Genomic DNA, 23,659 nt, shown 5'->3' with positions numbered 1-23,659 from the left:
TCAGACCACCAGCCTGCGGGAGAAGCTCCGGCGGCCGAGCAGCACGCCGATGACCAGCATGGCCAGCAGGAACAGCGCGTGCCCCAGGGCAGGCAGGGGCGACAGACCGCCCAGGGTGACCCCCCTGACCAGCTCGTTGCCGTGCCAGATCGGGGAGATCCACACCAGGGGCAGACACGGCCCGGGCAGCCGGTCGACGGGGAAGTAGGTGCCGGCGAACAGGGTCATCGGCAGCACGACGAACCGGTTCAGGGCGACGAAGGCGTGCCCCTCCCCGCGGGTGACGGCGGCGAAGGCCATGACCGGCGCGGCGCAGGCCGCCCCGGTGAACACCGTCAGCGGCAGGGCGAGCAGCACCCCGAATCCGGTCCACGCCCCGAAGAGGGCGGCGGTGATCCCGTAGATCACCGCGGAGATCGACAGACGCAGGGCGATCCACAACAGCTGTGCCCCGTACAGCTGCTGGGGGGTGATGGGGGTGGCGACGACCGCGATGTAGTCCTGCTTCCACTTGAAGCCGGACAGGACGGGGTGGCCCGCCTCGTTGACCGCGGTGGCCACGATGCCGCTGACCAGCAGCGTCGGGGCGATGTACTGGAGATAGGTGTGCCCGCCGAGGAACGAGGCGTCCTTGACCTGGGAGCCGAGGCCGAGGCCCATCGCGCCGAGGAACAGCAGCGGCTGGAGGCCGGAGGAGTACAGGTTCGCCCGCCAGTAGCGCCGGTACCAGGCCCACTGGACCTCCAGACGCAAGCCCATGGCCCGCCAGGGGCCGACCACGGCGCCCGTGGCCCGGGCGGGCGGGGCGAGGGTCTGCCGGGAGGTGTCGGTGGCCATCTCAGTCCACCAGGGTCCGGCCGGTCAGCCGCAGGAAGACGTCCTCCAGGGTGGAGCGCCGCACCAGGCTGGACAGCGGATGGACGTCCCGCTCGACGACCCGGGTCGCCGTCGCGTCGGCGTTCTTGGTGTAGAGCAGCAGCCGGTCCGGCAGCACCTCGACGCGCTCGGCCAGGTCCTCCACCGCGGACACGTGCCGGGTCTGGGTGCCGGGGTGGAAGCGCAGCTCCAGCACCTCACGGGTGGAGTACTGCTCGATGAGGCCGGCGGGGGACCCCTCGGCGACGATCCGGCCGCCGTCCATCACGACCAGGCGGTCGCACAGCTGCTCGGCCTCGTCCATGTAGTGCGTGGTCAGGATGAGGGTGACTCCGCTCTGTTTGAGCCGGAACAGCCGCTCCCACAGCAGATGCCGGGCCTGCGGGTCCAGCCCGGTGGTCGGCTCGTCGAGGAGCAGCACCTCGGGGTCGTTGACCAGACCGCGGGCGATGGCCAGCCGTCTCTTCATGCCGCCGGACAGCGGCTGGACCTCGTCGTCCGCGCGGTCGGAGAGCCGGGCGAACTCCATCAGCTCGACGGCCTTGCCGCGCACATGCGCCCGCGACAGCCCGAAGTACCGCCCGTAGGTCTGGAGGTTCTGCCGTACGGTCAGCTCCATGTCCAGGTTGTCGGTCTGCGGCACGGTGCCGATCCGGGCCCGGATGGCCGGGCCGTGCGTCTGCGGGTCCATGCCGAGCACGCTCAGGGTGCCGCCGGTGCGGGGAGAGGTGCAGGCGATCATCCGCATGGTCGAGGACTTGCCCGCGCCGTTCGGACCCAGCAGGCCGAATGCCTCACCGCGGGCCACCTCGAAATCGATGCCGCCCACCGCTTCGAACGAGCCGAACTGCTTTTTCAGGCCTCTGGCCGAAACGACAGCGGTATCGTCGAAGCCCGTCTCGGTCGTGCTCACCGGCCACCTCCCCCGCCATTCCATCGGCCGCTCGGATCCTATGAGGTCCGGGGGATCAGCCGCAAGAACTCCACGCCCGGCCCCCGAGATCCGTGGACCTTGCTTGACATGCCGTCACATCCCTTGGTGGACCGCTTCATCGAACCTTGCCGCCCCTGCGGGCCGGTGTTAGCGTGACCACCGTGAATGCAATGGACCAGCACAACTCGTCCGTGGATACGGGATATTTCGTCGAGGTGTCCATTCCTGGAATGGAACTCTGGCCGGAGTTGCGAAACCGCGCCCGAAGTCTCCGCGAGCACGGCGTTCCCGTTCTCTTCCTCTGCGCCGCCGAGTTCGTCTCGGTGTACGAGGAGTGCGCGGACGAAGTGATCGTCTGTTCCGATGTCTTCTCCGAGGACGCGGTGGTCGAGGCGCTGAGCCCCTACCGGGGCAGGCTCGACCGGTTCTCGATCATCAACGACAAGATCTGGCCGGTGCAGTTGGGCGCCGCACGCCGCCTCGGCATGGACTTCCCCGGCTTCGAGGGGCAGCTGAACTGCCGCATCAAGCCCCGGCTGCGGGAGGTGCTCGGCGGCATGCTGCCGCTGCGCACCGAGGTGTTCAAGGCCGCGGACCTGTCGCGGGAGAACGTCGCCGCGGCGGTCGAGCGGCTGGGCGTGCCCTTTGTGATCAAGCCGATCTGGGGCACGGCGAGCGCCTTCGTGGAGATCGTCCAGGACCCGGAGCGTGCCTACGACGAGCTGGCGGAGACCTTCGAGAGTCTGCGGGAGGGCCATCCGCACGGCCCGTTCGACGACGGGACCCGAGTGTGGGACCCGCGGGGCGAGGTGCTGCTGGAGTCCTTCATCGGCGAGGGCCGGGAGCTGTCCTTCGAGGCGTTCATGCAGAGCGGCCAACTGGTGTCGCTGCTGATCCAGGAGAAGCTGCTGTGGGCCCAGGAGGGCGGCTTCCGGCTGGAGACGGCGAACGTCTGCCCGACCCCCTTCGTCTCGGCCGAGGAAGAGGAACGCATCCGTGTGATCCTCCAGGACGCGCTGCGCAAGCTCGGCGTGGACGACACCTTCGTCCACATCGAGCTGAAGTGGGACGGCGAGCGCGTGTCGATCATCGAGGTGAACCCGCGGATCGGCGGGGGCAGCGTGGCCAAGACGCTCATCGCGTGGCTCGGCGTCGACGTCCGGGACATGGGCCGCAAGCTCCAGATGGGCGAGCCGCTGCCGCGGACGTACCCGCGCGCCAAGGAGGGCTTCCTCCTCGGGGTGTTCGTCAACGCCGAGGAGTCCGGGATCTTCAAGGAGTTCACCGGGCTGGACTGGGTGCACGCCCAGCCGGAGTTCGACTTCGAGCAGCAGTATCTGGAGCCGGGCCACCGGGTGCCGGCCCGTGGTGAGTCGAAGGCCACCCGTGAGGGCTGGATGTACACCTACGACGCCTTCTATCACTGCACGGACGTCGACCGGATCCCGTATCTGCACGAGGAGACCCGGAAGCGCGTCAAACTCGTGTTCGAATAGGCCGAGGTTCCGGCCGCTCCGTCGCACGGATCTGTGGGCCACCGTCGAGTGAGAGACTGGTGGCCCAGAGACCATCCGACCGCGGGGTCGGCCAGAAGGGAGCCCGGCCGTGTCCAGTGCGCGGACCATCCGCCAGTTCGAGCAGCGTATGGCCGAGGTCCTCCGGATCCGACCGACCGAGGTCAAGGAGATCTTCCGGGGGGCCCGCCCGACCTCCATCCGCGTCAACCGGCTGCTCGACGAGGAGACGTACCAGGACACGCTGCGGGCCGTGCGCGAGAAGGCACCCAAGGCCTTCCCGGTCGACTGGTGCGAGCACACCTTCCTGTGGCCGGAGAACGACGGCTTCGAGGACATGCTCGAGCTGGCCCACCAGGGCCGGGTCTATCTGCAGAACGCCTCCAGCCTCATCCCGCCCGTCGCGCTGTCGCCGCGCCCCGGCGAGGACCTCCTCGACGTGGCCGCCGCCCCCGGCGGAAAGGCCTTCCACGTCGCCGCGCGCGTCGGCAACGACTGCCGGCTGTGGCTCAACGACGGTGCCGCCCCCCGCGCCCGCAAGATGGGCGAGCTCGCCGAGCTGTACGGCGTGCGCTACGCGGAGCTGACCACGCACCCCGCGCAGTACATCGACAAGTCGCTGCCCGCCGAGTCCTTCGACCGCATCCTGCTGGACGTCCAGTGCTCCGGCGAGGGACGGATCGATCTGCGCCGCTCCAGCTCCCTGAAGTTCTGGTCCGAGGAGCGCATCGAGAAGTACAAGTTCCTCCAGACCAAGATGATCACCGCGGCCTACAAGCTGCTGCGGCCCGGCGGCGTCATGGTGTACTCCACCTGCACCCTCAGCCCCGAGGAGAACGAGTTCCCGGTCAGCAAGAACCTGGAACGGCACAAGGACCTCACCGTGGAGCCCCTGGACTTCGCCGAACCGTCGTTCCTGCCCGGCGTCACCTCCTGGCGCGGTATGAAGTTCGACGAGCGCGTGAGGAACGCCGTCCGGGTGGCGCCCACCGACACCTTCGAGGGCTTCTTCGTCGCCCGCCTCGCCAAGGCGCCGGCCGAGAGCTAGGCGCCGGCCGAGAGCTAGGAGCCGGCCCGAAGTCGGCACCGACCCGACCGGGGGTCGTGCCGATCGCTCCCGGACCGGCTCCCGGCCGTGCTCAGCCGGGCAGCGGGACGGTGTCCGCCACGACCTTCTGCTCGGCGACGTCCAGCGCGTGCCCCGTGGCCTTCTCGTCGTCGGCCACCGCGACCAGTGCCGCGAGCCGCGGGATCGGGTTCTTCGGCGGCAGCAGCAGCCGTGTCCCGGGCGGGGCCAGCACCGTGGCGTGGGCGATGCCGGGCACGGCGGCCGCTTCCTGGAGATCGACGCCGCGCACCTCGCAGTCCTGCGCCGGATAGACGAAGCGGACCTCCGCGGTGCGGCCCGGCCCGCCGCCCCCGCCCTCGGAGAACCGGGGCACCCGGCCCAGGGCGATCTCGGCGGCCGCCTTCACCAGGTCGATCCCGGTGGCCATCCGGCTGATCAGGGGGATCAGGTCCCCGCCGAGCCGTCCGTTCAGCTCGACCAGCCGGGGTCCGGCCGGGGTGAGCCGGACCTCGGCGTGCGTGACACCGAAGTCGACCCCGAGCACCTGGTGCGTGGCGCGCACCAGCTCCACCACCTCCGGATCCAGCGCCTGCGAGGTGAGGGCCGTCACCAGATGGCCCACCTCCTCGAAGTAGGGCGGGAACCCGAGCCGCTTGCGGGCCACGTGCACACAGCGGACCTCGCCCTCGAAGACAACGCTGTCGACACTGATCTCGGGGCCGTCCAGATACTCCTCGACGAGGATGCCCTCACCGGCCGGCAGCGTGGCGTACGCCGCCCCGGAGGCCAGCTCGAACGCCGTACGGACCGCGGCCTCGTCCTCGGCCCTGACCACCCCGATGCTGCCCGCCAGGGAGCGCGGCTTCACCACGACCGGCCGGCCGAACTCCGCCGCCGCGCGCGCCGCCTCGTCCGCGGACCGCACCAGCCGGTGGCGCGGCGAGGGCAGCCCCGCCTCGGCCATCAGCGACCTCGTCAGGTACTTGTCCCGGCACCGGGCCACCGCGGTGGCCGACATATGCGGCAGTCCGAGCTTTCCGGCGGCCACGGCGGTGGCCTCCAGGACCAGCTCGTCCCAGGTGAACACCCCGCCCCGCCCGTCCGGCCCGGCGAGTTCGGACACCGCGGCGGCGATCGCGCCGGGGTCCGTGCAGTCGGCCACCCGGTGGTCCGTCAGATACCGGGACTGCCAGGTGGGGGGCGTCGGCAGGACCGCCGTCAGCTCGTAGTCCTCGACGAGCGCGCGGAAGGAGTACTCCCGATAGGGCTGCCCTCCGCTGCCCACGACCGTCAGCCGCGGCCTCGCCTGTCCCGTCACGGTGTGTCTCCCCTCGATGATGCCGGTGCGGTCGTGCCGGTACGCCCGGGGAGCGACTCAGTGCACGGCGACGGTGCCGAGCAGCTCCCGGCCGTCTTCCCCTCGTACGTGATCGACACGGGTCCCACGATCCACCAAGAACGCGACGGACGCCATGGCCGCCGGGGAGAGCCGGGCGAGGGACGCGCCGGCCGACCGCAACACCGTTCCGCCGTCCAGGAGTTCGGGCCGTCCCGGATACGCCGTCAGCCGGGCCGACCCGAACCGCTCGCTCACCCCGATGTCGGTGGGCGGGACGCGCAGACCGTCCCCGGTGGCCTTGAGGACGGCCTCCTTGTACGTCCACCACCGCACGAGCATCCCGGCCCGCGTCCCCTCCGGCGCCTCGCGCAGCTCCGCCCGCTCCTCCGGCCGCAGCGCCCGTTCGAGGGCGGCCAGGCTCGCCGGGGTCGGCCCGCCGGCCGGGGCCTCGGCCGCGTCGAGACCGACCGCCGCGCCCGTGCTCACCGCGACGGCGACGGCCTGCCCCGCGTACGACACCGACACATGCACCGGCCCCTCGATCCGGGGCCGCCCGTGCGGCACGGCGCAGTCCGGGCAGTTCCGCGCCACCGGCACCTCCTGCGGCGCACACCCCAACTCCCGTGCGGCGGCCAGCCGCAGCAGGGCGGCGGACACGGTGAAGCGACGGCGGTCCGCAGCACTGGCGTACCGCTCGCGTCGTACGGCCTCGGCTGGACCCAGCAGGGCGTCCAGTTCCGGCCGGTGGTCGCCGGCCCCGGCCCACCACACCCGGCAAGCCACGGCGGGGCTCATCCGACCCGCTGCGCGGCCGCGTCAACCGCGGTGCGCACGTCCCGTACGACATGGGTGAGCAGGGGCTGTGGGTCCGCGGCGAAGTAGAAGTGGCCTCCGTCGAACATCCGCATACCGAGAAAAGCGGAGGACCGCCCGGTCCACGCGGCCAGTTGCTCCGGAGGCGGGGAGACGTCGTAGCGGCCGCCGAACACCGACAGGGGTACGCGCAGCGGCGGGCCCGGCTCGGAGTGCCAGGTCTCCACCAGTCGAAGATCGGACCGGATGAGCCGGCCGAATATCTCCCACAGGGCCGGGTTGTCCAGCAGTTGCGCGGGGGTGCCGCCCAGCTCGGCGACGCTCCTGCGCAGCCCCTCGTCGTCGAGCGTGTGCCGGTGGACGGAGAGCGGCGTGCCGGGCGCCCGGCAGGCGGAGACGCCGAGCCAGACCGGGGGTACGCGTCCCTCCGCGATCAGCCGGCGGGTCAGCTCGTAGGCGACGATGCCACCCATGCTGTGCCCGAAGAAGGCGTAGGGGACCTCCGGTTCGGGCGGGACCACGTCGAGGAAGTGCGCGAGGAGGGCGTCGAGGTCGTCGATCGGCTGATGCCTCATCTGGGTGCCGTGCCCGGGCGCGTCGAGCGCCCGCAGCTCCCAGCCCTCCGGAAGCAGCCGGCGCCAGGGGTGGAACAGAGCGCTCGACCCCCCGGCATGGTGGAATCCGAACAGCCGGACCTCGGTGGTGGGACGGGTCACGATGCCGCTCAAGGGTGGTCCTTCCGTGCTCGCCGGTGATCCATCGCTGGCGGGGTCGCTACGCGCACTACGAAATCTACGTCAATCATGCGCTGCGCGCGGTGAGTTGGGTCACCACGGAGATGCCCGCGCTCCCGGGCGAAGGCCCCGGCCCCCGGCCCGCCCCGGTCACGCCAGGCTGTCCCGCCAGGCACGGTGCAGATCCGCGAACCGGCCCGTTCCCGCGATCAGTTCGGCGGGGCGGCCGTCCTCGACGATACGTCCGTCCTCCATGACCAGGACCCGGTCCGCGATCTCCACCGTCGACAGCCGGTGCGCGATCACGACGGCCGTACGGCCCCGCAGCACCGTCTCCATGGCGCGCTGCACGGCCCGTTCGCCGGGGATGTCCAGGGAGCTGGTCGCCTCGTCGAGGATCAGGACCGCCGGATCCGCCAGCAGGGCGCGGGCGAACGCGACGAGCTGGCGCTGACCGGCGGAGATACGGCCGCCGCGCTTGCGTACGTCGGTGTCGTAGCCGTCGGGCAGCGCGCTGATGAAGTCGTGCGCGCCGATCGCCTTGGCCGCCCGCTCGATCTCCTCGCGGGTCGCGTCCGGACGGCCGATCGCGATGTTCTCGGCGACCGTACCGGAGAACAGGAACGCCTCCTGGGTCACCATCACCACCCCCCGGCGCAGTTCGGGCAGGGCGAGGTCCCGCAGGTCCACGCCGTCCAGCAGGACCCGGCCGTCGGAGGGGTCGTAGAAGCGGGCGAGCAGCTTGGCGAGCGTCGACTTGCCGGCGCCCGTCGCGCCGACCACCGCGACCGTCTGCCCGGCGGGCAGCGTCAGCGAGAAGTGCGGCAGCACCTCCCCGCCCGTGCGGTACGCGAACCGTACGTCCTCGAACACGACCCGGCGGCCGGGCTGTTCGCCCGTGAGGGCCGGCAGCGGCACGGGGGCGGACGGCTCGGGCACCGAAGGCGTCTGCGCCAGCAGGCCCGCGATCTTCTCCAGCGAGGCCGCCGCCGACTGGTAGGCGTTGAGGAACATCCCGAGGCGGTCGATGGGGTCGTACAGGCGCCGCAGATAGAGGACCGCGGCCGCGAGCACGCCCAGCGCCAGCGACCCGTCCGCCACCCGGGACGCGCCCCACAGCACGATTCCGGCCACCGCCGTGTTGGCCACCAGCCGGGAGCCGGTGACATAGCGGGCCATCTCCAGCAGCGCGTCGCCGTTGGTCTTCGCGTGCCGCGCGTTCAGGACGCGGAAGCCGGCGTCGTTGGCGGCCTCGCGGCGGAACGCGCGCACCGGCCGGATGCCGTTCATCGTCTCCGCGAACTTGACGATGACCGCGGCGATCGCGGTCGACCGGCGGCGGAAGATCCGGCCCGCCCGGCGCCGGTAGAGCCGCACCAGCCAGTACAGCGGCACCAGGGACACCACCGCCACCGCGCCCAGGCCGAGGTCCAGCCAGAGCAGCATCGCGGAGATGTAGACGAACGACAGGATGACCGTGACCAGTTCCTGCAGGCCCTCGCTGAGCAGTTCCCGCAGCGACTCCACGTCCGTCGTGGACCGGGAGATCAGCCGGCCGGAGGTGTAGCGCTCGTGGAAGTCGACGCTCAGTGCCTGCGCATGGCGGAAGATCCGGCCGCGCAGATCGAGCAGCACGTCCTGGTTGACGCGGGCGGAGGCGATGATGAACGCGTACTGGAGCCCGCCGCCGGCCAGGGCGGACAGCAGATAGCCGACCGCCACCGCGATCAGCGGACCGTGGTCGCCGTCCCGGAACGCGGGCACGGCCCGGTCGATGGCGTACGCCACGAGCAGCGGGCCCACCTGCACGGCCGCCTGCTGGAGCAGGAGCAGCACACAGGTCACCACGGTCCGGGCCCGCAGCGGGGCGAGCAGGGAGCGCAGCAGCGCGGCCGTGGCGCCCGGGGGCGTGGGCAGGGTGTCACGGTCGAACGGGTCGCCGGAGGCGGCGGACGGCGGGGCGGAGGGCCCCTGCCGCTCGTCCTCGTCGTTCGGCGCGGTGGTCGTCTGCGCCGTCATCGGGCCTCCTCGCGGTCCTCGCCGTGCTCGGGGCGTCCGGACATCAGATGGGCGTACTCGGCGTTCGTGCGCAGCAGTTCCTGGTGGGTGCCCACGGCGGCGATGCGGCCGCCGGAGAGCAGTGCGACGCGGTCGGCGAGCAGGACCGTGGACGGGCGGTGCGCGACGACCAGGGCGGTGGTGCCGTCCAGCACCCGGCGCAGCGCCGCCTCGACCGCGGCCTCGGTGTGCACGTCCAGGGCGGAGAGCGGGTCGTCGAGCACCAGGAAGCGGGGGGTGCCGACGACGGCACGGGCCAGCGCGAGGCGCTGCCGCTGGCCGCCGGACAGGCTGAGGCCCTGCTCGCCGACCTGGGTCCGGGTGCCCTGGGGCAGGGCGTGGGCGAAGTCGGCCTGCGCGACGCCGAGGGCGCGCTCCAGTTCCAGGTCCCCGGCGGTGTCCGGGGCACCCATGAGAACGTTGTCGGCGACGGTCGCGGAGAAGAGGGTCGGCTCCTCGAAGGCGACGGCCACCCGGGTCCGCAGCTCCGCGCGGGACAGGGCCGTGATGTCCTCGCCGTCCAGCGTGATCCGGCCCGACGTGACCTCGTGCAGCCGGGGGATGAGCGCGGTCAGCGTGGTCTTGCCGCTGCCGGTGGCGCCCACGAGGGCCATGGTCTCGCCGGGGCGGATGTGGAGGTCGACGCCGTCGAGGACGGCGGCGGAACCGGCGGGCGCGTCGGGGTAGCGGAAGCGGACGCCGTCGAAGCGCAGTCCGTCCGTGACCGCGGACGGCGGGACCGCCGGGACACCGAGGGACTCCACGCCCACGTCGACCGCGTCGCTCTCGGGTCGTTCGTCCATCACCTCGAAGTACCGCTCCGTGGCCGTGGCCGCCTCCTGGCTCATCGCCAGCAGGAAGCCGATCGAGTCCACCGGCCAGCGCAGCGCCAGCGCCGTCGACAGGAACGCCACCAGCGTGCCCGCGGACAGGGCGCCGTCGGCCACCCGTACCGTCCCGAGCACCAGCACGACCCCGATGGCCAGCTCCGGCAGGGTGACGATGACCGCCCAGATCCACGCGAGCAGCCGCGCCTTCTCCAGCTCCGTCCCGCGCAGGGTGCGCGACAGCTCCCGGAACGCCCGGGCCTGGCTGCGGTGGCGGCCGAACCCCTTGACGATCCGGATGCCGAGCACGCTCTCCTCGACCACGGTCGTCAGATCGCCCACCTGGTCCTGCGCCCGCCGCGCCACCTCCGCGTAACGCCGCTCGAAGACCCAGCACATGACCACCACCGGGATGCCGGGCCCCAGGACGACCAGTCCGAGCACCGCGTCCTGGGACAGCATGATGATCACGCCCACGAGGATGGTCACCCCGTTGACCAGCAGGAACGTCAGCGGGAAGGCGAGGAACTGACGCAGCAGCATCAGATCCGTGGTGCCCCGCGACAGCAGCTGTCCCGAGGCCCAGCGGTCGTGGAAGGCGACCGGAAGGCGCTGTAGATGCCGGTACAGATCCGCCCGCATGTCGGCCTCGACGCGGGACAGCGGGTGGGCCACCAGCCACCGCCGTATCCCGAACAGCACCGCCTCGGCGATCCCGAGCAGCAGCAGATACAGCGCACCGAGCCACACACCGGCCGGATCCCGGTCGGCCACCGGCCCGTCCACCATCCACTTCAGGACGAGCGGGATCACCAGGCCGACACACGACGCGACGATCGCGACGAACGCGGCGGTCAGCAGCCGCGCCCGCACCGGCCGTACATAGGGCCACAGGCGCAGCAGCGTGCGGACGGCCGAGCGGTCCTTGGGTGTCACAGGTTGAGTGGGCATCAGTGCGAGCCTACGGACCGGCACTGACAGTGCCCACCGAGTTTTGGCCCGACCCGGATCCGCCGGTGGTCCACGGCCTCCCACCGCGGTACGGGCCGCGGCCGACGGCCGCAGGTCCTGTCCCCGGCGGTGGCCTCCCCTCTGGTCTCGGCGGTCCGCGCCCCCGGCGACGAGCCGCTCTCCGCCCGCGAACGCGAAGTGCCGGCCCTGGTCGCCAAGGGCACCTCCAACCGCGAGATCGCCCGCGTCCTCTTCATCAGCGAGGCCACGGTCAAGACCCACCTCACCCACCTCTACGCCAAGCTGGGCGTCAAGGACCGCGCGGCGGCGGTGACGGTGGCCTACGACCGGAGGATCCTCGGCTAGTGCCGTGCCGTGCCGTGCCGTGCCGTGCCGTGCCGTGCCGTGCCGTGCGTCGCGAGCCGGCGTCGCGGCGCCGGACCTTCCGTCAGTCCACCACCCGCAGCAGCAGCACCGTCCGCGCGGGCACCGTGACGGTCGTGGCCGCCCGGTGCGGCGTCCCCGGCGGACGCGACTGCTCCTCCCGGGAGGTGTCCACCACCAGTTCGTAGCGCCGCGCCCAGGGACCTCCCGGCAGCACGAAGTCCACCGGCGCCTCCCCGGCGTGCAGCACCGCGAGGAAGCTGTCGTCCACCACCGGTGCCCCCCGTGCGTCACGGCCCGGTATGTCGCGGCCCGAGAGATACATGCCCAGGGTCGACGCGGGCGCGTACCAGTCGCCCTCCGTCATCTCCTGCCCGTGTGCCGTGAACCACGCCAGGTCCCGCAGGCCGTCCGCCGAATGGGCCCGCCCGGAGAAGAACGCCCGTCGGCGCAGCACCGGGTGGCGGTGGCGCAGCGCGATCAGCCGGGAGGTCAGCTCGAACAGCTCCCGCCAGCCCGGGTCCTCGAGCAGGCTCCAGTCCACCCAGCCGGTCTCGTTGTCCTGGCAGTAGGCGTTGTTGTTGCCGCGCTGGGTGCGGCCCATCTCGTCGCCCGCCACCAGCATCGGCACCCCCGTCGACAGCAGCAGGGTGGTCAGCAGATTCCGCAGCTGCCGCCGGCGCAGCGCCCGTACCCCCGCGTCGTCCGTGTCCCCCTCCGCGCCGCAGTTCCAGGAGCGGTTGTCGTCGGAGCCGTCGCGATTGCCCTCGCCGTTGGCCTCGTTGTGCTTGCGCTCGTAGGAGACCAGGTCGCGGAGCGTGAAACCGTCGTGCGCCGTCACGAAGTTGACCGACGCGTACGGGCGGCGGCCACCCCACGCGTACAGATCGCTGGAACCCGACAGGCGGTACCCCAGGTCCCGTACGTCCGGCAGCGCGCCCCGCCAGAAGTCCCGTACGGCATTGCGGTAGCGGTCGTTCCACTCCGTCCACAGCGGTGGGAACGCGCCGACCTGGTAGCCGCCCGAGCCCACGTCCCAGGGCTCCGCGATCAGCTTCACCCGGCGCAGCACCGGGTCCTGGGCGATCACGGCCAGAAACGGGGAGAGCATGTCGACGTCGTGCATCGACCGCGCCAGCGCCGCCGCCAGATCGAAGCGGAAGCCGTCCACCCCCATCTCCGTGACCCAGTACCGCAGGGAGTCGGTGATCAGCCGCAGCACCTGCGGCTGCACCACGTGCAGGGTGTTGCCGCAGCCCGTGTAGTCCGCGTATCCGCGCCCGTCGGATTGCAGACGGTAGTAGCCGCGATTGTCGATGCCCTTCAGCGACAGCGTCGGGCCCAGCTCGCCCGCCTCCGCCGTGTGGTTGTAGACCACGTCGAGGATCACCTCGATCCCGGCCGTGTGCAGCGCCCGCACCATCCGCTTGAACTCCCCGACCTGCTGACCGGTCGTGCCCGTGGAGGCGTAGGCCGCGTGAGGGGCGAAGTAGCCGATCGAGTTGTAGCCCCAGTAGTTGCGCAGGCCCCGCCGCAGCAGATGGTCCTCGTGCGCGAACTGGTGCACGGGCAGCAGCTCCACGGCCGTCACCCCGAGCCGCACCAGATGGTCGACCGCCGCGGGGTGCGCCAGGCCCGCGTAGGTGCCGCGCAGTTCCGGGGGGATGCCGGGGTGCAGGCGGGTGAAGCCGCGGACATGCAGCTCGTAGATCACCGAGTCCGCCCACGGGGTCTTCGGACGGTGGTCGTACGTCCATTCGTCGTCGGGTCCGCCGTCGTGCACGACGACACCCTTGGGGACGTACGGCGCCGAGTCCCGCTCGTCGCGCACGGTGTCCGCGACCCGCTGGTCGGGCCAGTCCCGCACATGCCCGTACACCTCCGGCGGCAGACCGAAGTCGCCGTCCACGGCACGCGCGTACGGGTCGAGGAGAAGCTTCGCAGGGTTCCAGCGCGCGCCCGTCCAGGGGTCCCAGCGGCCGTGCACCCGGTAGCCGTACCGCTGACCGGGCATCACGCCCGGCACGAACCCGTGCCAGATCTCGTGCGTCAACTCCGTGAGCGCGACCCGGGTCTCGCGGCTCTCGGCGCCCCGCCCGTCGAACAGGCACAGCTCGACCGCCTCGGCGCCACCCGCCCACAGCGCGAAGTTGGTGCCCACGGCCCCGTCCGGGCCCGCGCGAAAGCGCGCCCCGAGCGGAGTGGGCGAACCCGGCCACACGGGTACGGCCGGCACCGGGCGGCGCCTGCCGTTGAGCACGGCGGCCGGGCGCGCGGACCGTCCCTCGTCCGCCCGCTGCCTCTCCACTGCCTCCTGCTCGGCTGCGCTCGACACCGTTCAGCCTCCCGCGGCTCGTCGGGGCGACACGGAACAAGGGCGTGCGGCATCCGCCCTTTCCGGCCTGCCCGGCTCCGGGGCGCCTGGGCCGGTGCAGGGGACCGGCCGTGCGGGCCTCAAAAGCCCGCGCACACCGATCTCCCGGCACGGGCGCGCCCTTGCGGCTCAGGGGCGCGGCTTCCCGTCGCGTCGTCCTCCCCACTGTTCTGCCCAGAGCGTGGCTCGCACTCACGTTTCCCCAGGAGGGCCTGGGTCGTTGGGCCCGGCGTGATCCACGTACAGACGCAACGGCGGCGCGCGGGAGCCGCGCTGGCCGCCGCACTGACCTGGGCGGGCCTGGTGACCGGCTGCAGCTCCGGATTCGACGAGGCGCTCGGGAAGTCGCCCGCGTCCCGGGACGTCATCCGTGTCTCCCCCGACGACGGCAGCAGGGCCGTGGGCCCCGGAAGGCGGCTGCGGGTGCGGGTGGCCGACGGCCGGCTGGAGTCGGTGACCGTCGTCGCCGCCCAGGACGCGCAGGACACCCCGGTGCCCGGGCATCTCTCCGACGACGGCAGGGTCTGGCGGCCCGACGACGACCGTCTCGCCCTCGCCGCCCGCTACACCGTGGACGCGGTGGCCCACGACGGCAGCGGCCGCCGCTTCGCCCGGCACGCCACCTTCACCACGTTCGTCCCGGCCCGCCGGTTCATCGGCTACGTCACCCCCGAGGACCGCGCCACGGTCGGCACCGGGATGATCGTCTCCCTCCAGTTCAACCGGGAGATCGAGCACCGGGCCGCCGTCGAGCGCGCGATCCGGGTGAGCGCGAGCCCGCCGGTGGAGATCCGCCCGCACTGGTTCGGCCGGGACCGCGTCGACTTCAGGCCCCGCCGGTACTGGCGGCCCGGCACCCGGGTCACCGTCACGCTGCGGCTGCGGGACGTGGAGGGCGCCCCCGGTGTCTACGGCCTGCAGTACAAGACGTTCTCGTTCACCGTCGGCCGCAGTCAGGTCTCCCTCGTCGACGCGGCCGCGCACACCATGCAGGTCCGGCGCGACGGCCGGCTGATCGCCACCGTGCCGATCACCGCGGGCGCCCCGAAGACCACCACGTACAACGGGAAGATGGTGGTCATGGAGATGCTGGAGGTCACCCGCATGGACGGCCGCACGGTCGGCTTCGGTGGCGAGTACGACATCCCCGATGTCCCGCACGCCCTGCGCCTGACCGACTCCGGCACCTTCGTGCACGGCAACTACTGGGCACCGGGCGCCCCCGGGCACAGGAACGTCAGCCACGGCTGCGTGGGCCTCGAGGACGTCAAGGGCGGCGGCTCCCACACGCCCGCGGGCTGGTTCTACGACCGCAGCCTCGTCGGCGACGTGATCGAGGTCGTGCACAGCAGGGACAGGCAGGTCGCTCCCGACAACGGGCTCGGCGGCTGGAACATGAGCTGGCCGGAGTGGACGGCGGGCGGCGCGGACCGGTAGTCGGGAGGGGGACGGACCGTCGGCCGGGAGGGGGTGCGCGGGGGGTGTGCGCCCGGCGGTCCGGGACGCTCCTTCGCGCGCCCCGAAGTTGGGACTGAACAGTGACAATAGCGGGGAGTCATCCGGCCGGGGCGTGTGATTGATTTGCGCAATGCGCGCGCGGGTCGCGAGCCGGGACGGCGGCGACGTGCCAGGGGCGGGAGACCGAGCACGCGCAGGCCCGAAGGGCTGAGCACGGCCGGTTGTCACCACCACCGGCTCGGGCGTCCCTGAGGCGCAGACATGTCGGGGTGTGCGGGCCTGATCAGGCCGTGCGAGGGGAGAACGAACGTGAACGGGCGACCGATATCGGGGGCGTCGGTTGATGCGCGGGGAAGACGGGAGCGGGGGAGCGGCAGTGCCCGGCGGGGACGCAAGGGGCTCACGGCACTGGTACTCGGTGCCCTCCTGGTGACCGCCACCGCGTGCGGCGGGGGAGGGAACGCCGGCTCGGGGGCCGGCGGCGGCAAGGGCAAGGACTCGGGGGAGGCCGCGAACAAGCAGTCGCAGGCCGTCGTCACCATCGCCCCCGAGAACGGCGCCAAGGCCGTGGACACCGGCGGCGCCCTCAAGGTGACCGCCGCGAAGGGCAAGCTGACCGAGGTCAAGGTCGTGGACACCAAGGGCCACGAGGTCGCCGGGACGATATCCGGCGGGGGCACCACCTGGACGCCCTCGACCCATCTGACCGGGGCCACGACGTACAAGGTGCACGCGGTCGCCAAGGACTCCGCGGGGCTCGCCTCCGCCGAGGAGTCCTCGTTCACCACGCTCACCCCGCAGCACACCTTCATCGGCACCTACCAGCCCGACGACGGCACCACGGTCGGCGTCGGCATGCCGTTCTCGATCCACTTCACCCGGGGCATCACCCACCCGGCGGCCGTCGAGAAGGCCATCACCATCAAGACCGAGCCGGCCGTCGAGGTCCGCGGCCACTGGTTCGGCAACGACCGCCTCGACTTCCGGCCCGAGGAGTACTGGAAGGCCGGCACCAAGGTCACCGTGAAGCTCGACCTCGACGGTGTCGAGGGCCGCCCCGGCGTCTACGGCAAGCAGGCGAAGACCGTGCACTTCACCATCGGCCGCAGCCAGGTCTCCACCGTCGACGCCAAGACCCACAAGATGGTCGTCAAGCGCGACGGCAAGGTCATCAAGACCCTCCCGGCCACGACCGGCAAGCCGGGCTACGACACCTGGAACGGCCAGATGGTCATCAGCGAGCGCCTCGTCGTGACCCGGATGAACGGCGAGACCGTCGGCTACGGCGGCGAGTACGACATCAAGGACGTGCCGCACGCCCAGCGCCTGACCGACTCCGGCACCTTCATCCACGGCAACTACTGGGGCGGCGACGCCTTCGGCAACTACAACGCCAGCCACGGCTGCGTCGGCCTGCGCGATGTCCGCGGTGGCTACGACAAGTCCGTGCCGGCCGCGTGGTTCTACGACAACTCGATGATCGGCGACGTCGTCGTCGTGAAGAACTCGCACGACCACACGGTCGCGCCCGACAACGGGCTCAACGGCTGGAACATGCCCTGGAGCGAGTGGATCAAGTAGAAGCACCCGAGAGGCCGGGCCCGGTGTACCGCTGTGAGCGGGTGCACCGGGCCCGTCGCGTTAGTGCCCGTTAACCTACCTGGCATGACTGTGCATCTCGAAGTCGCCGAGGGCGTCGGCACCCTGCGCCTGGACCGCCCGCCGATGAACGCGCTGGATGTCGCCATCCAGGACCGGATCAGGGAACTCGCCGAGGAGGTCACGCGCCGCGAGGACGTACGCGCCGTGATCCTCTACGGCGGGGAGAAGGTGTTCGCGGCGGGCGCGGACATCAAGGAGATGCAGGGCATGGACCACACCGCGATGGTGCTGCGCTCCCGCGCCCTGCAGGACTGCTTCACCACCGTGGCCCGCATCCCCAAGCCGGTCGTCGCAGCCGTCACCGGCTACGCCCTGGGTGGCGGCTGCGAGCTGGCGCTCTGCGCGGACTACCGCATCGCCGCCGAGGACGCGAAGATCGGACAGCCGGAGATCCAGCTCGGCCTGATCCCGGGAGCGGGCGGCACCCAGCGGCTCGCGCGCCTGATCGGCCCGTCGAAGGCCAAGGACCTCATCTTCACCGGGCGGATGGTGAAGGCCGACGAGGCGCTGTCGCTGGGCCTCGTGGACCGGGTGGTGCCGGCCGGGGACGTGTACACCGAGGCGCACGCCTGGGCCGCCAGGCTCGCCAAGGGGCCCGCGATCGCGCTGCGCGCCGCGAAGGAGTCCATCGACGCGGGCCTGGAGTCGAACGTCGAGACCGGGCTCGCGGTGGAACGCAGCTGGTTCGCGAGCCTGTTCGCGACCGAGGACCGGGAGCGCGGCATGCGCAGCTTCGTGGAGGAGGGCCCCGGCAAGGCGAAGTTCGTCTGACGGGGTCGGCGGACGGCGGTGGGGCGGATCTGAGAATTGTTCAGGAAATCACGCTGATCAACTTGCAGTTGACGCCGTGTCTTATCCGCTGTCCCTCGAAGGAGCGGATTATGGCAGCCTTAAGACAACCTTAAGGCTGCACCGCCATCGTCAACTGACTCATGCCCCCAACTTACCTTTGATCGCAGGTCAGTTGGGGTATGCGCCGCTCCAAGTTGCGCCTGGCATATGTCAATCGAATCGTGTGGGATATGTGATCCCTGGGGTCGTGTTCCGTCGTATCGCCCCCCGGCGAGCCCCTGGGCGGCCATGATGGGGTCATGGCGGGGCTGGAGGGTATCGAACAGCCGCGGCGGCACGCGAGTGCGACCGCGGCACGCTGGTCGCCTGCGGTCGAGGACGAACGGGCGCTGAAGGCACTGGAGTTGTACGGCAACCCCGCCGAGACGGAAGTTCCGCTTCCGTCCCTCCCTGAATCCGCGGCCATCGCGCGCCGCCTCGCCCAGGTGGTTGTCCTGCGCCACTGGGGGCTCTCCCCGAGAATGGCCGAGGACGCGGTCCTGCTCGTCTCCGAACTCGTCGGCAACGCCGTACGGCACACCGGCGCGCGCGTCTTCGGATTACGTATGCACCGGCGCCGGGGCCGAATCCGTGTCGAGATCCGCGACCCCTCTCGAGGGCTGCCCTGTCTGATGCCCGTACAGGAGCTGGACGTCAGCGGCCGCGGACTCTTCCTCGTCGACAAGCTCGCCGACCGCTGGGGCGTCGACCTGCTGCCGCGGGGCAAGATGACATGGTTCGAGATGCGGGCCGCCGACCGCTGACCGCGCCCGGCGCCGAATCGCGTGCGTGCGCCCCTACGGAAGCCCCGGTCGCGAGGCGGCCGGGGCTTCCTCGGGTGGTACGGCACAGAGTTGGGGTGTTGGCCGCGACACCCGCGACGAACCGCTGCCCGGGTCAATGGGTGGCTGCCGCAAGGTCGACTATGGCAGACCGGAACCACGGATGCGCGACGGGGTTCGGTCATGGAACCCTGCCTGTGCCGGGTCTGTGGGCGGTTCGTCGTATCATGCGCCGGTGCGACCCGCCAGGCCGCCGGGTGGGCCAATCGCCGCTTTGGGCGTCATCTGCCCCTTAAATGGGGAGAGTGACCACGCCCGTCCCCTCCCCACCACCGGACCCCGCGACGGGCACCGCACGCTCGGTGCCCGACCGCCGCTCGGCGCTGCGCGCGGGCGCGGTGCTCGCAGCCGGCGCGTTCGCCACCGCCTGTTCCCCCGGCCCGACCGTCGTCCATCCCGCGCTTCCCTCCCCCTCCGACGGCGGCGGTTCCCCCCGCGCCGGCACCTGGGCGCCCACGCCGCGGTCCTTCCCCGGGCAGCCCGCCGAGATCGAGCACGGCCCGCGCGACCGGCCCCGGGTGGCCCTCACCTTCCACGGGCAGGGCGACCCCGGCATCGCCGCGGCGATCCTCGACCGGGCCGAGGACGCGGACGCGAGGGTCACCGTGCTCGCGGTCGGCTCCTGGCTGGACGAGCACCCCGACATCGTCCGCCGGATCCTGAGAGGCGGTCACGACCTGGGCAATCACACGCAGCGCCACCTCGCCATCAACACCATGACCGAGGCGGAGGCACGCGCGGAGATCCAGGGATGCGCGGACCGGCTGCGGCGGCTCACCGGATCCATCGGCACCTGGTTCCGCCCCTCGCGCGCGCCCCGCGCCAGCCCGCTCGTCGAGCGGCTGGCCCGTGACGTCGGCTACCCGCACGTCCTGTCGTACGACGTCGACTCGCGCGACTACACCTCGCCGGGCGCCCCGGCCGTCACTCAGAAGGTCACCGACGAGATCCGCAACGGGTCGGTGGTGAGCCTGCACTTCGGGTACGCGGACACGGTCGCAGCCCTCCCCGCCATCCTCCACGAACTCGACCACCGTGGCCTCGCCGCGGTGACCACCACGGAGCTGCTGAGCTGATGCCCCTCTCGACCGTCTCGCGCGTACTGATCGCCGGCGCCGCCCTCGTCGCGCTCGCCGGCTGCAGCAGCGGATCCCACAAGGACCGGGCCCTGCCCTCCAAGGCCCCCATCGACCGAGCCCAGCAGCAGAACGCCGTTCGGGTGCTGCCGGGCATGCCGCCCGTGCTCGACCCGAGCGACATCTACTCGGCCGACCGGCCGGGCCGGCTCTCCGAGGTGGTCAAGGACTTCCCGTCCCGGGTCTACGTCCCCAACACCAACTCCGACACGGTGACCGTCATCGACCCGAAGACGTACCAGGTCCTGGACACGATCCCGGTCGGCCGCCAGCCCCAGCACGTGGTGCCCTCCTGGGACCTGAAGACCCTGTGGGTCAACAACGACCTGGGCAACTCCCTCACGCCGATCGACCCGAGAACCGGCGAGGCGGGCGAGCCCGTCGCCGTGCACGACCCGTACAACCTGTACTTCACGCCGGACGGCCGGTACGCGGTCGTGATGGCCTCCAGGGACCGCGAGCTGGTGTTCCGCGACGCGCACACCATGAAGGTGGTCAAGGCGCTGCCGGTGAGCTGCTACGGCGTCAACCACGCCGACTTCTCCATCGACGGCCGCTACTTCATCGTCTCCTGCGAGTTCAGCGGGGAACTGCTCAAGGTCGACACCGCGAAGATGGAGGTGACCGGCGAGCAGAAGCTGGCGGTCCACGGAGCCATGCCGCAGGACGTCAAGCTCTCCCCGGACGGCAAGACCTTCTACATCGCCGACATGGTGGCCGACGGACTGTGGATCCTGAACGGCGACACCTTCGCCAAGCCGTCCTTCCTCGCCACCGGCAAGGGGGCGCACGGTCTCTACGTCAGCCGCGACTCCCACGAGATGTACATCTCCAACCGGGGCGAGGGCACCATCTCCGTCTTCGACTTCGCGAAGGACAAGCTGACCGCCAAATGGCGCCTGCCGGGCGGCGGCAGCCCCGACATGGGGGGCGTCTCCACCGACGGCACCGTGCTGTGGCTGTCCGGCCGGTACAACTCCGTGGTCTACGCCATCGACACCCGGACCGGGAAGCAGCTCGCCCGGATCAAGGTGGGCAGCGGCCCGCACGGCCTCGCGGTCTATCCGCAGCCGGGCCGCTACTCCCTGGGGCACACGGGCGTCTACCGCTGACCCGGGCTTGAGTCTCCACCCGCTGGAAGGCCCAGACTCGGAGGCATGAACGACAGCGGCACCGGCCTCTTCACCATCGGCGAGCTGGCGCGGGCCACCGGACTGACCGTCCGCACCATCCGGTACTGGTCGGACGAGGGCGCCCTGCCCCCGCTCGCCCGCTCCTCGGGCGGCTACCGGCTCTACGACCCGCGGTCCGTGGCCCGTCTGGAACTCATCCGCACCCTGCGCGAGCTGGGCCTCGGCCTGGACGACGTGCGTGGCGTGCTGGCCGGCGAGCGAACCGTCGCCGAGGTGGCGGCCGCGCATGTGGCCGCCCTGGACGCGCAGATCAGCGCCCTGAAGGTGACCCGGGCGGTGCTGTCGACGGTGGCCCGGCGCGGCTCGAGTGCGGAGGAGACGACCCTGATGAACAGACTGGCACGGCTGTCGGTGGCCGAGCGGAGACGGATCATGGAGGAGTTCGTGGAGGAGATGCTCCACGGGCTCGACACCGTCGATCCGGAGATCCGGGAGCGGATGCGCCGCTCGGCCACGGAACTGCCGGAGGACCCCACACCCGAGCAGGTGGACGCCTGGGTGGAGCTGGCCGAGATGGTGCGGGACCCGGAGTTCCGGGACCTGATGCGGAAGGCGGCCGAGTTCAACGCGGCCGACCGGGGCCCCGATGTGCCCGCCGGGGCGTCCCTGTGGTTCGTCAGGCGGCTCGTCGACCTGGTGGGGGCGGCACGGCGGCGCGGGGTCGTCCCCGAGGCCCCCGAGGCCGACGCGGTGCTGCGCGAACTGCTCGGCGACGCCGACCCGGTCGCGGTGCTGGAACGCATGGAGACGGCCTTCGACGAGCGGGTCGCCCGTTACCGCGCACTGCTGTCCGTGGTGAACGGCTCGCCCGCCCCACCGCACGGGGAGGACTTCGCCTGGGTGGTCGCCGCACTGAGGGCGCGGACGGACCGTTAATCTGACCTCCGTCAGTAGGACGGCCGTACGACGGCAAAGGCACCAAGAAGGGGCGGATCGGTGGCGGACATCGAGGAAGCACGCAATCAGTTCGAGCGGATCGATGCGGACGGTGACGGATTCATCACCGCCGCCGAGTTCAAGTCGGCCCTGGCCCAGGGCGGCGACTGGAACGTCACCGACGCGGTGGCCGAGGCCGTCATCAAGACCCGTGACCTGAACGGCGACAAGGTCCTGTCGTTCGACGAGTTCTGGACGTACCTGAACAAGCAGTGACACGACCGCTCGCGCGTCGGGGCGCCCGTCCTCCCGGGGACGGGCGCCCTTCGCCGTCCCCGGGTGTCGACGCGCCCGAACGGCCCGGTCGAGGAATAGGCCGCGCGGTGCGGCGGTTGGTTCTGCCCTGGACGCTGTACAAGGACACCGACCCCCCGGAAGGGCGAGGCGAGTCATGAAGATCGGCATCATCGGCGCGGGCAACATCGGCGGCAACCTCACCCGGCGGCTCACCGCCCTCGGACACGAGGTCTCCGTCGCCAACTCCCGAGGACCCCACACGCTCACCGCACTGGCCGAGGAGACCGGCGCGAAGCCGGTCCCGGTCGAGGAGGCGGCCCGCGGCGCCGAGGTCGTCGTGGTCACGGTCCCCGTCAAGGCCGTACCGGACCTGCCGTCCGGACTGCTGGACGGCGCGGCCGAGGGCGTCGCCGTGATCGACACCGGCAACTACTACCCCAGGGAGCGGGACGGCAGGATCGCGGGCATCGAGGACGAGGGCATCACCGAGAGCCGCTGGACCGAACGGCAGATCGGCCACCCCGTGATCAAGGCGTTCAACGGCACCTACGCCCAGGACATCCTGGACCGCCCCCGCCCGGCCGGCGCCCCCGACCGGATGGCGCTCCCGGTCGCGGGCGACGACGAGACGGCGAAGCGCACGGTGCGGGCCCTGATCGACGAGCTGGGCTTCGACACCGTCGACGCGGGTGGCATCGACGACTCCTGGCGCCAGCAGCCCGCCACCCCCGTGTACGGCCTGCGCGCCGGCACGGACGGGGTCACCAAGGCCCTGGCGGAGGCGTCTGCGGTGCGCACATCGGAGTTCCGGGGCTAGCGCTGCACCAGCACGCCGACGCGGAGGCCGGGGCGGGCCGGCGAACGCGGCCCGCCCCGGCCTCCGCCCGTGTGCGGCTCAGGTACCCGCCGCCCACTGCTGGAGCGCGGCCTTGGTCGTGAAGTTCGCGACGTCGCGGTCCACGGGGTCGGAGGTGTACTGGTGGAAGCGCCACGCCGCCTGGATGCGGGGCTTGCCCGCGGTGACGTAGTCCGCGATCCACAGACCGTCCCCGGCGTAGGACGTGGTGTCGATGGTGAGCCAGAAGTTGCGGTTGGTGTAGAGGACGACGCGGTTGTGGGGCCGGAGGCTCTTCACCTGGCGAATGAAGCTGTCCTTCTCGGCGTTGCTCGCGTGTGTCCCGTCGCCGGTCGTCTCCCAGTCCACGGCCAGCACGTCGCCGGCCCGCTCCGGGGCCTTGGAGACGAAGTACTCGGCCTGGGCCGCGAGGTCCCCGGGCCACAGGAAGTGATAGAAGCCGACTACGCAGCCGGCGTCGCGGGCCGTCTTGGTCTGGGCGGTGAGCTTGGGGTTCACATACGAACGCCCCTCCGTCGCCTTGATGAAGACGAAGGAGAGGCCGTCCGTGTCGTACGCGGATGACTGGTACGCGCTGACATCGATGCCTTGCAGCATGAGGGCTCCCTGAAGTGCTCGTGGGGGCAGGGATCGCT

General features: G+C 71.6%; 20 protein-coding genes and 1 pseudogene. 12 read left to right on the top strand and 9 right to left on the bottom strand.

The features are described from left to right. Positions 1-837 (bottom strand): ABC transporter permease, encoded by an 837-nt coding sequence (locus ACFY2Z_RS16755; protein ID WP_390744892.1) that lies wholly within the window; start codon positions 835-837, stop codon positions 1-3. Position 838: 1 nt separating this feature from the next. Continuing rightward, on the bottom strand, positions 839-1,789 hold the full coding sequence (locus tag ACFY2Z_RS16750) for an ABC transporter ATP-binding protein (RefSeq protein WP_390744891.1): 951 nt from the start codon (positions 1,787-1,789) through the stop codon (positions 839-841). A 191-nt stretch (positions 1,790-1,980) separates the two neighbouring features. Between ACFY2Z_RS16750 and ACFY2Z_RS16745 the strand changes: the two genes are divergently transcribed. Both ACFY2Z_RS16745 and ACFY2Z_RS16740 read left to right on the top strand, forming a co-directional pair. Further along, positions 1,981-3,306, top strand: a complete 1,326-nt coding sequence (locus tag ACFY2Z_RS16745) for an acetyl-CoA carboxylase biotin carboxylase subunit family protein (RefSeq protein WP_390744890.1) — start codon at positions 1,981-1,983, stop codon at positions 3,304-3,306. A gap of 109 nt (positions 3,307-3,415) precedes the next feature. Beyond that, positions 3,416-4,372 carry a hypothetical protein gene (locus ACFY2Z_RS16740; protein WP_390744889.1) on the top strand — a complete coding sequence of 319 codons (957 nt, stop codon included), beginning with the start codon at positions 3,416-3,418 and terminating at the stop codon, positions 4,370-4,372. 91 nt (positions 4,373-4,463) lie between these two features. Here the strand turns inward: ACFY2Z_RS16740 and ACFY2Z_RS16735 are convergent, their stop codons facing one another. The 5 genes from ACFY2Z_RS16735 to ACFY2Z_RS16715 form a co-directional block, all read right to left on the bottom strand. Beyond that, the gene (locus ACFY2Z_RS16735; protein WP_390744888.1) at positions 4,464-5,711 is read right to left on the bottom strand and encodes an acetyl-CoA carboxylase biotin carboxylase subunit family protein; all 1,248 of its coding nucleotides are present in this window, start codon (positions 5,709-5,711) and stop codon (positions 4,464-4,466) included. Positions 5,712-5,768: 57 nt separating this feature from the next. After that, positions 5,769-6,515: a 4'-phosphopantetheinyl transferase family protein gene (locus tag ACFY2Z_RS16730; protein ID WP_390744887.1), complete on the bottom strand. Its 747-nt coding sequence runs from the start codon at positions 6,513-6,515 to the stop codon at positions 5,769-5,771. 8 nt (positions 6,516-6,523) lie between these two features. Next, positions 6,524-7,273, bottom strand: a complete 750-nt coding sequence (locus ACFY2Z_RS16725; RefSeq protein ID WP_390744886.1) for a thioesterase II family protein — start codon at positions 7,271-7,273, stop codon at positions 6,524-6,526. A 156-nt stretch (positions 7,274-7,429) separates the two neighbouring features. Beyond that, a complete protein-coding gene (locus ACFY2Z_RS16720; protein WP_390744885.1) occupies positions 7,430-9,298 on the bottom strand; it encodes an ABC transporter ATP-binding protein in 1,869 nt (622 codons plus the stop codon). After that, complete coding sequence (locus ACFY2Z_RS16715; RefSeq protein ID WP_390744884.1) at positions 9,295-11,115, bottom strand: ABC transporter ATP-binding protein; 1,821 nt, start codon at positions 11,113-11,115, stop codon at positions 9,295-9,297. The genes ACFY2Z_RS16720 and ACFY2Z_RS16715 overlap by 4 nt, the downstream gene beginning before the upstream one ends. An 82-nt stretch (positions 11,116-11,197) precedes the next feature. Between ACFY2Z_RS16715 and ACFY2Z_RS16710 the strand changes: the two are divergent. Further along, positions 11,198-11,481: pseudogene (locus tag ACFY2Z_RS16710) on the top strand (response regulator transcription factor); the annotation flags it as partial. Between the two features lie 82 nt (positions 11,482-11,563). On the opposite strand, the gene glgX reads toward ACFY2Z_RS16710, so the two are convergent. Further along, entirely contained in the window at positions 11,564-13,834 is a 2,271-nt protein-coding gene (glgX, locus tag ACFY2Z_RS16705) for a glycogen debranching protein GlgX (RefSeq protein ID WP_390744883.1), read from the bottom strand. Positions 13,835-14,104: 270 nt separating this feature from the next. Here glgX and ACFY2Z_RS16700 point away from each other — a divergent pair, with 270 nt between their 5' ends. From ACFY2Z_RS16700 to ACFY2Z_RS16660, 9 genes are all read left to right on the top strand, one after another. Next, positions 14,105-15,310, top strand: coding sequence for an Ig-like domain-containing protein (locus tag ACFY2Z_RS16700; RefSeq protein ID WP_390744882.1), 1,206 nt, complete (start codon positions 14,105-14,107; stop codon positions 15,308-15,310). Positions 15,311-15,640: 330 nt separating this feature from the next. Further along, entirely contained in the window at positions 15,641-16,912 is a 1,272-nt protein-coding gene (locus tag ACFY2Z_RS16695; protein ID WP_390744881.1) for an Ig-like domain-containing protein, read from the top strand. 84 nt (positions 16,913-16,996) lie between these two features. Further along, positions 16,997-17,764 carry an enoyl-CoA hydratase/isomerase family protein gene (locus tag ACFY2Z_RS16690; RefSeq protein ID WP_390744880.1) on the top strand — a complete coding sequence of 256 codons (768 nt, stop codon included), beginning with the start codon at positions 16,997-16,999 and terminating at the stop codon, positions 17,762-17,764. Positions 17,765-18,084: 320 nt separating this feature from the next. Next, positions 18,085-18,588 (top strand): ATP-binding protein, encoded by a 504-nt coding sequence (locus ACFY2Z_RS16685; RefSeq protein ID WP_390744879.1) that lies wholly within the window; start codon positions 18,085-18,087, stop codon positions 18,586-18,588. Positions 18,589-18,902: 314 nt separating this feature from the next. After that, complete coding sequence (locus tag ACFY2Z_RS16680; protein ID WP_390744878.1) at positions 18,903-19,742, top strand: polysaccharide deacetylase family protein; 840 nt, start codon at positions 18,903-18,905, stop codon at positions 19,740-19,742. After that, positions 19,742-20,914 (top strand): beta-propeller fold lactonase family protein, encoded by a 1,173-nt coding sequence (locus ACFY2Z_RS16675; protein ID WP_390744877.1) that lies wholly within the window; start codon positions 19,742-19,744, stop codon positions 20,912-20,914. Before ACFY2Z_RS16680 ends, ACFY2Z_RS16675 begins: the two co-directional genes overlap by 1 nt. 45 nt (positions 20,915-20,959) lie before the next feature. Further along, positions 20,960-21,871 (top strand): MerR family transcriptional regulator, encoded by a 912-nt coding sequence (locus ACFY2Z_RS16670; protein WP_390744876.1) that lies wholly within the window; start codon positions 20,960-20,962, stop codon positions 21,869-21,871. Between the two features lie 60 nt (positions 21,872-21,931). Further along, entirely contained in the window at positions 21,932-22,147 is a 216-nt protein-coding gene (locus tag ACFY2Z_RS16665; protein WP_311696254.1) for an EF-hand domain-containing protein, read from the top strand. Between the two features lie 127 nt (positions 22,148-22,274). Beyond that, a complete protein-coding gene (locus ACFY2Z_RS16660) occupies positions 22,275-22,985 on the top strand; it encodes an NADPH-dependent F420 reductase (protein WP_390744917.1) in 711 nt (236 codons plus the stop codon). A 78-nt stretch (positions 22,986-23,063) separates the two neighbouring features. On the opposite strand, the gene ACFY2Z_RS16655 is transcribed toward ACFY2Z_RS16660, so the two are convergent. After that, on the bottom strand, positions 23,064-23,621 hold the full coding sequence (locus tag ACFY2Z_RS16655) for a glycoside hydrolase family 25 protein (RefSeq protein WP_390744875.1): 558 nt from the start codon (positions 23,619-23,621) through the stop codon (positions 23,064-23,066). Positions 23,622-23,659: the final 38 nt, after the last annotated feature.

Origin of the sequence: Streptomyces sp. NPDC001222, assembly GCF_042896945.1 — a bacterium.
In the GTDB taxonomy this organism is placed as follows: domain Bacteria; phylum Actinomycetota; class Actinomycetes; order Streptomycetales; family Streptomycetaceae; genus Streptomyces; species Streptomyces gibsoniae.
The sequence above is the reverse complement of the archived record's forward strand: the minus strand, read 5'-3'. Positions and strand labels throughout refer to the sequence as shown.

Coding starts and splice junctions, on each gene's coding strand:
- ACFY2Z_RS16715 (WP_390744884.1), bottom strand. CDS start 11,115: ATGCCCACTCAACCTGTGACACCCAAGGACCGCTCGGCCGTCCGCACG.
- ACFY2Z_RS16685 (WP_390744879.1), top strand. CDS start 18,085: ATGGCGGGGCTGGAGGGTATCGAACAGCCGCGGCGGCACGCGAGTGCG.
- ACFY2Z_RS16675 (WP_390744877.1), top strand. CDS start 19,742: ATGCCCCTCTCGACCGTCTCGCGCGTACTGATCGCCGGCGCCGCCCTC.
- ACFY2Z_RS16720 (WP_390744885.1), bottom strand. CDS start 9,298: ATGACGGCGCAGACGACCACCGCGCCGAACGACGAGGACGAGCGGCAG.
- ACFY2Z_RS16655 (WP_390744875.1), bottom strand. CDS start 23,621: ATGCTGCAAGGCATCGATGTCAGCGCGTACCAGTCATCCGCGTACGAC.
- ACFY2Z_RS16670 (WP_390744876.1), top strand. CDS start 20,960: ATGAACGACAGCGGCACCGGCCTCTTCACCATCGGCGAGCTGGCGCGG.
- ACFY2Z_RS16690 (WP_390744880.1), top strand. CDS start 16,997: ATGACTGTGCATCTCGAAGTCGCCGAGGGCGTCGGCACCCTGCGCCTG.
- ACFY2Z_RS16680 (WP_390744878.1), top strand. CDS start 18,903: ATGGGGAGAGTGACCACGCCCGTCCCCTCCCCACCACCGGACCCCGCG.
- ACFY2Z_RS16755 (WP_390744892.1), bottom strand. CDS start 837: ATGGCCACCGACACCTCCCGGCAGACCCTCGCCCCGCCCGCCCGGGCC.
- ACFY2Z_RS16745 (WP_390744890.1), top strand. CDS start 1,981: ATGGACCAGCACAACTCGTCCGTGGATACGGGATATTTCGTCGAGGTG.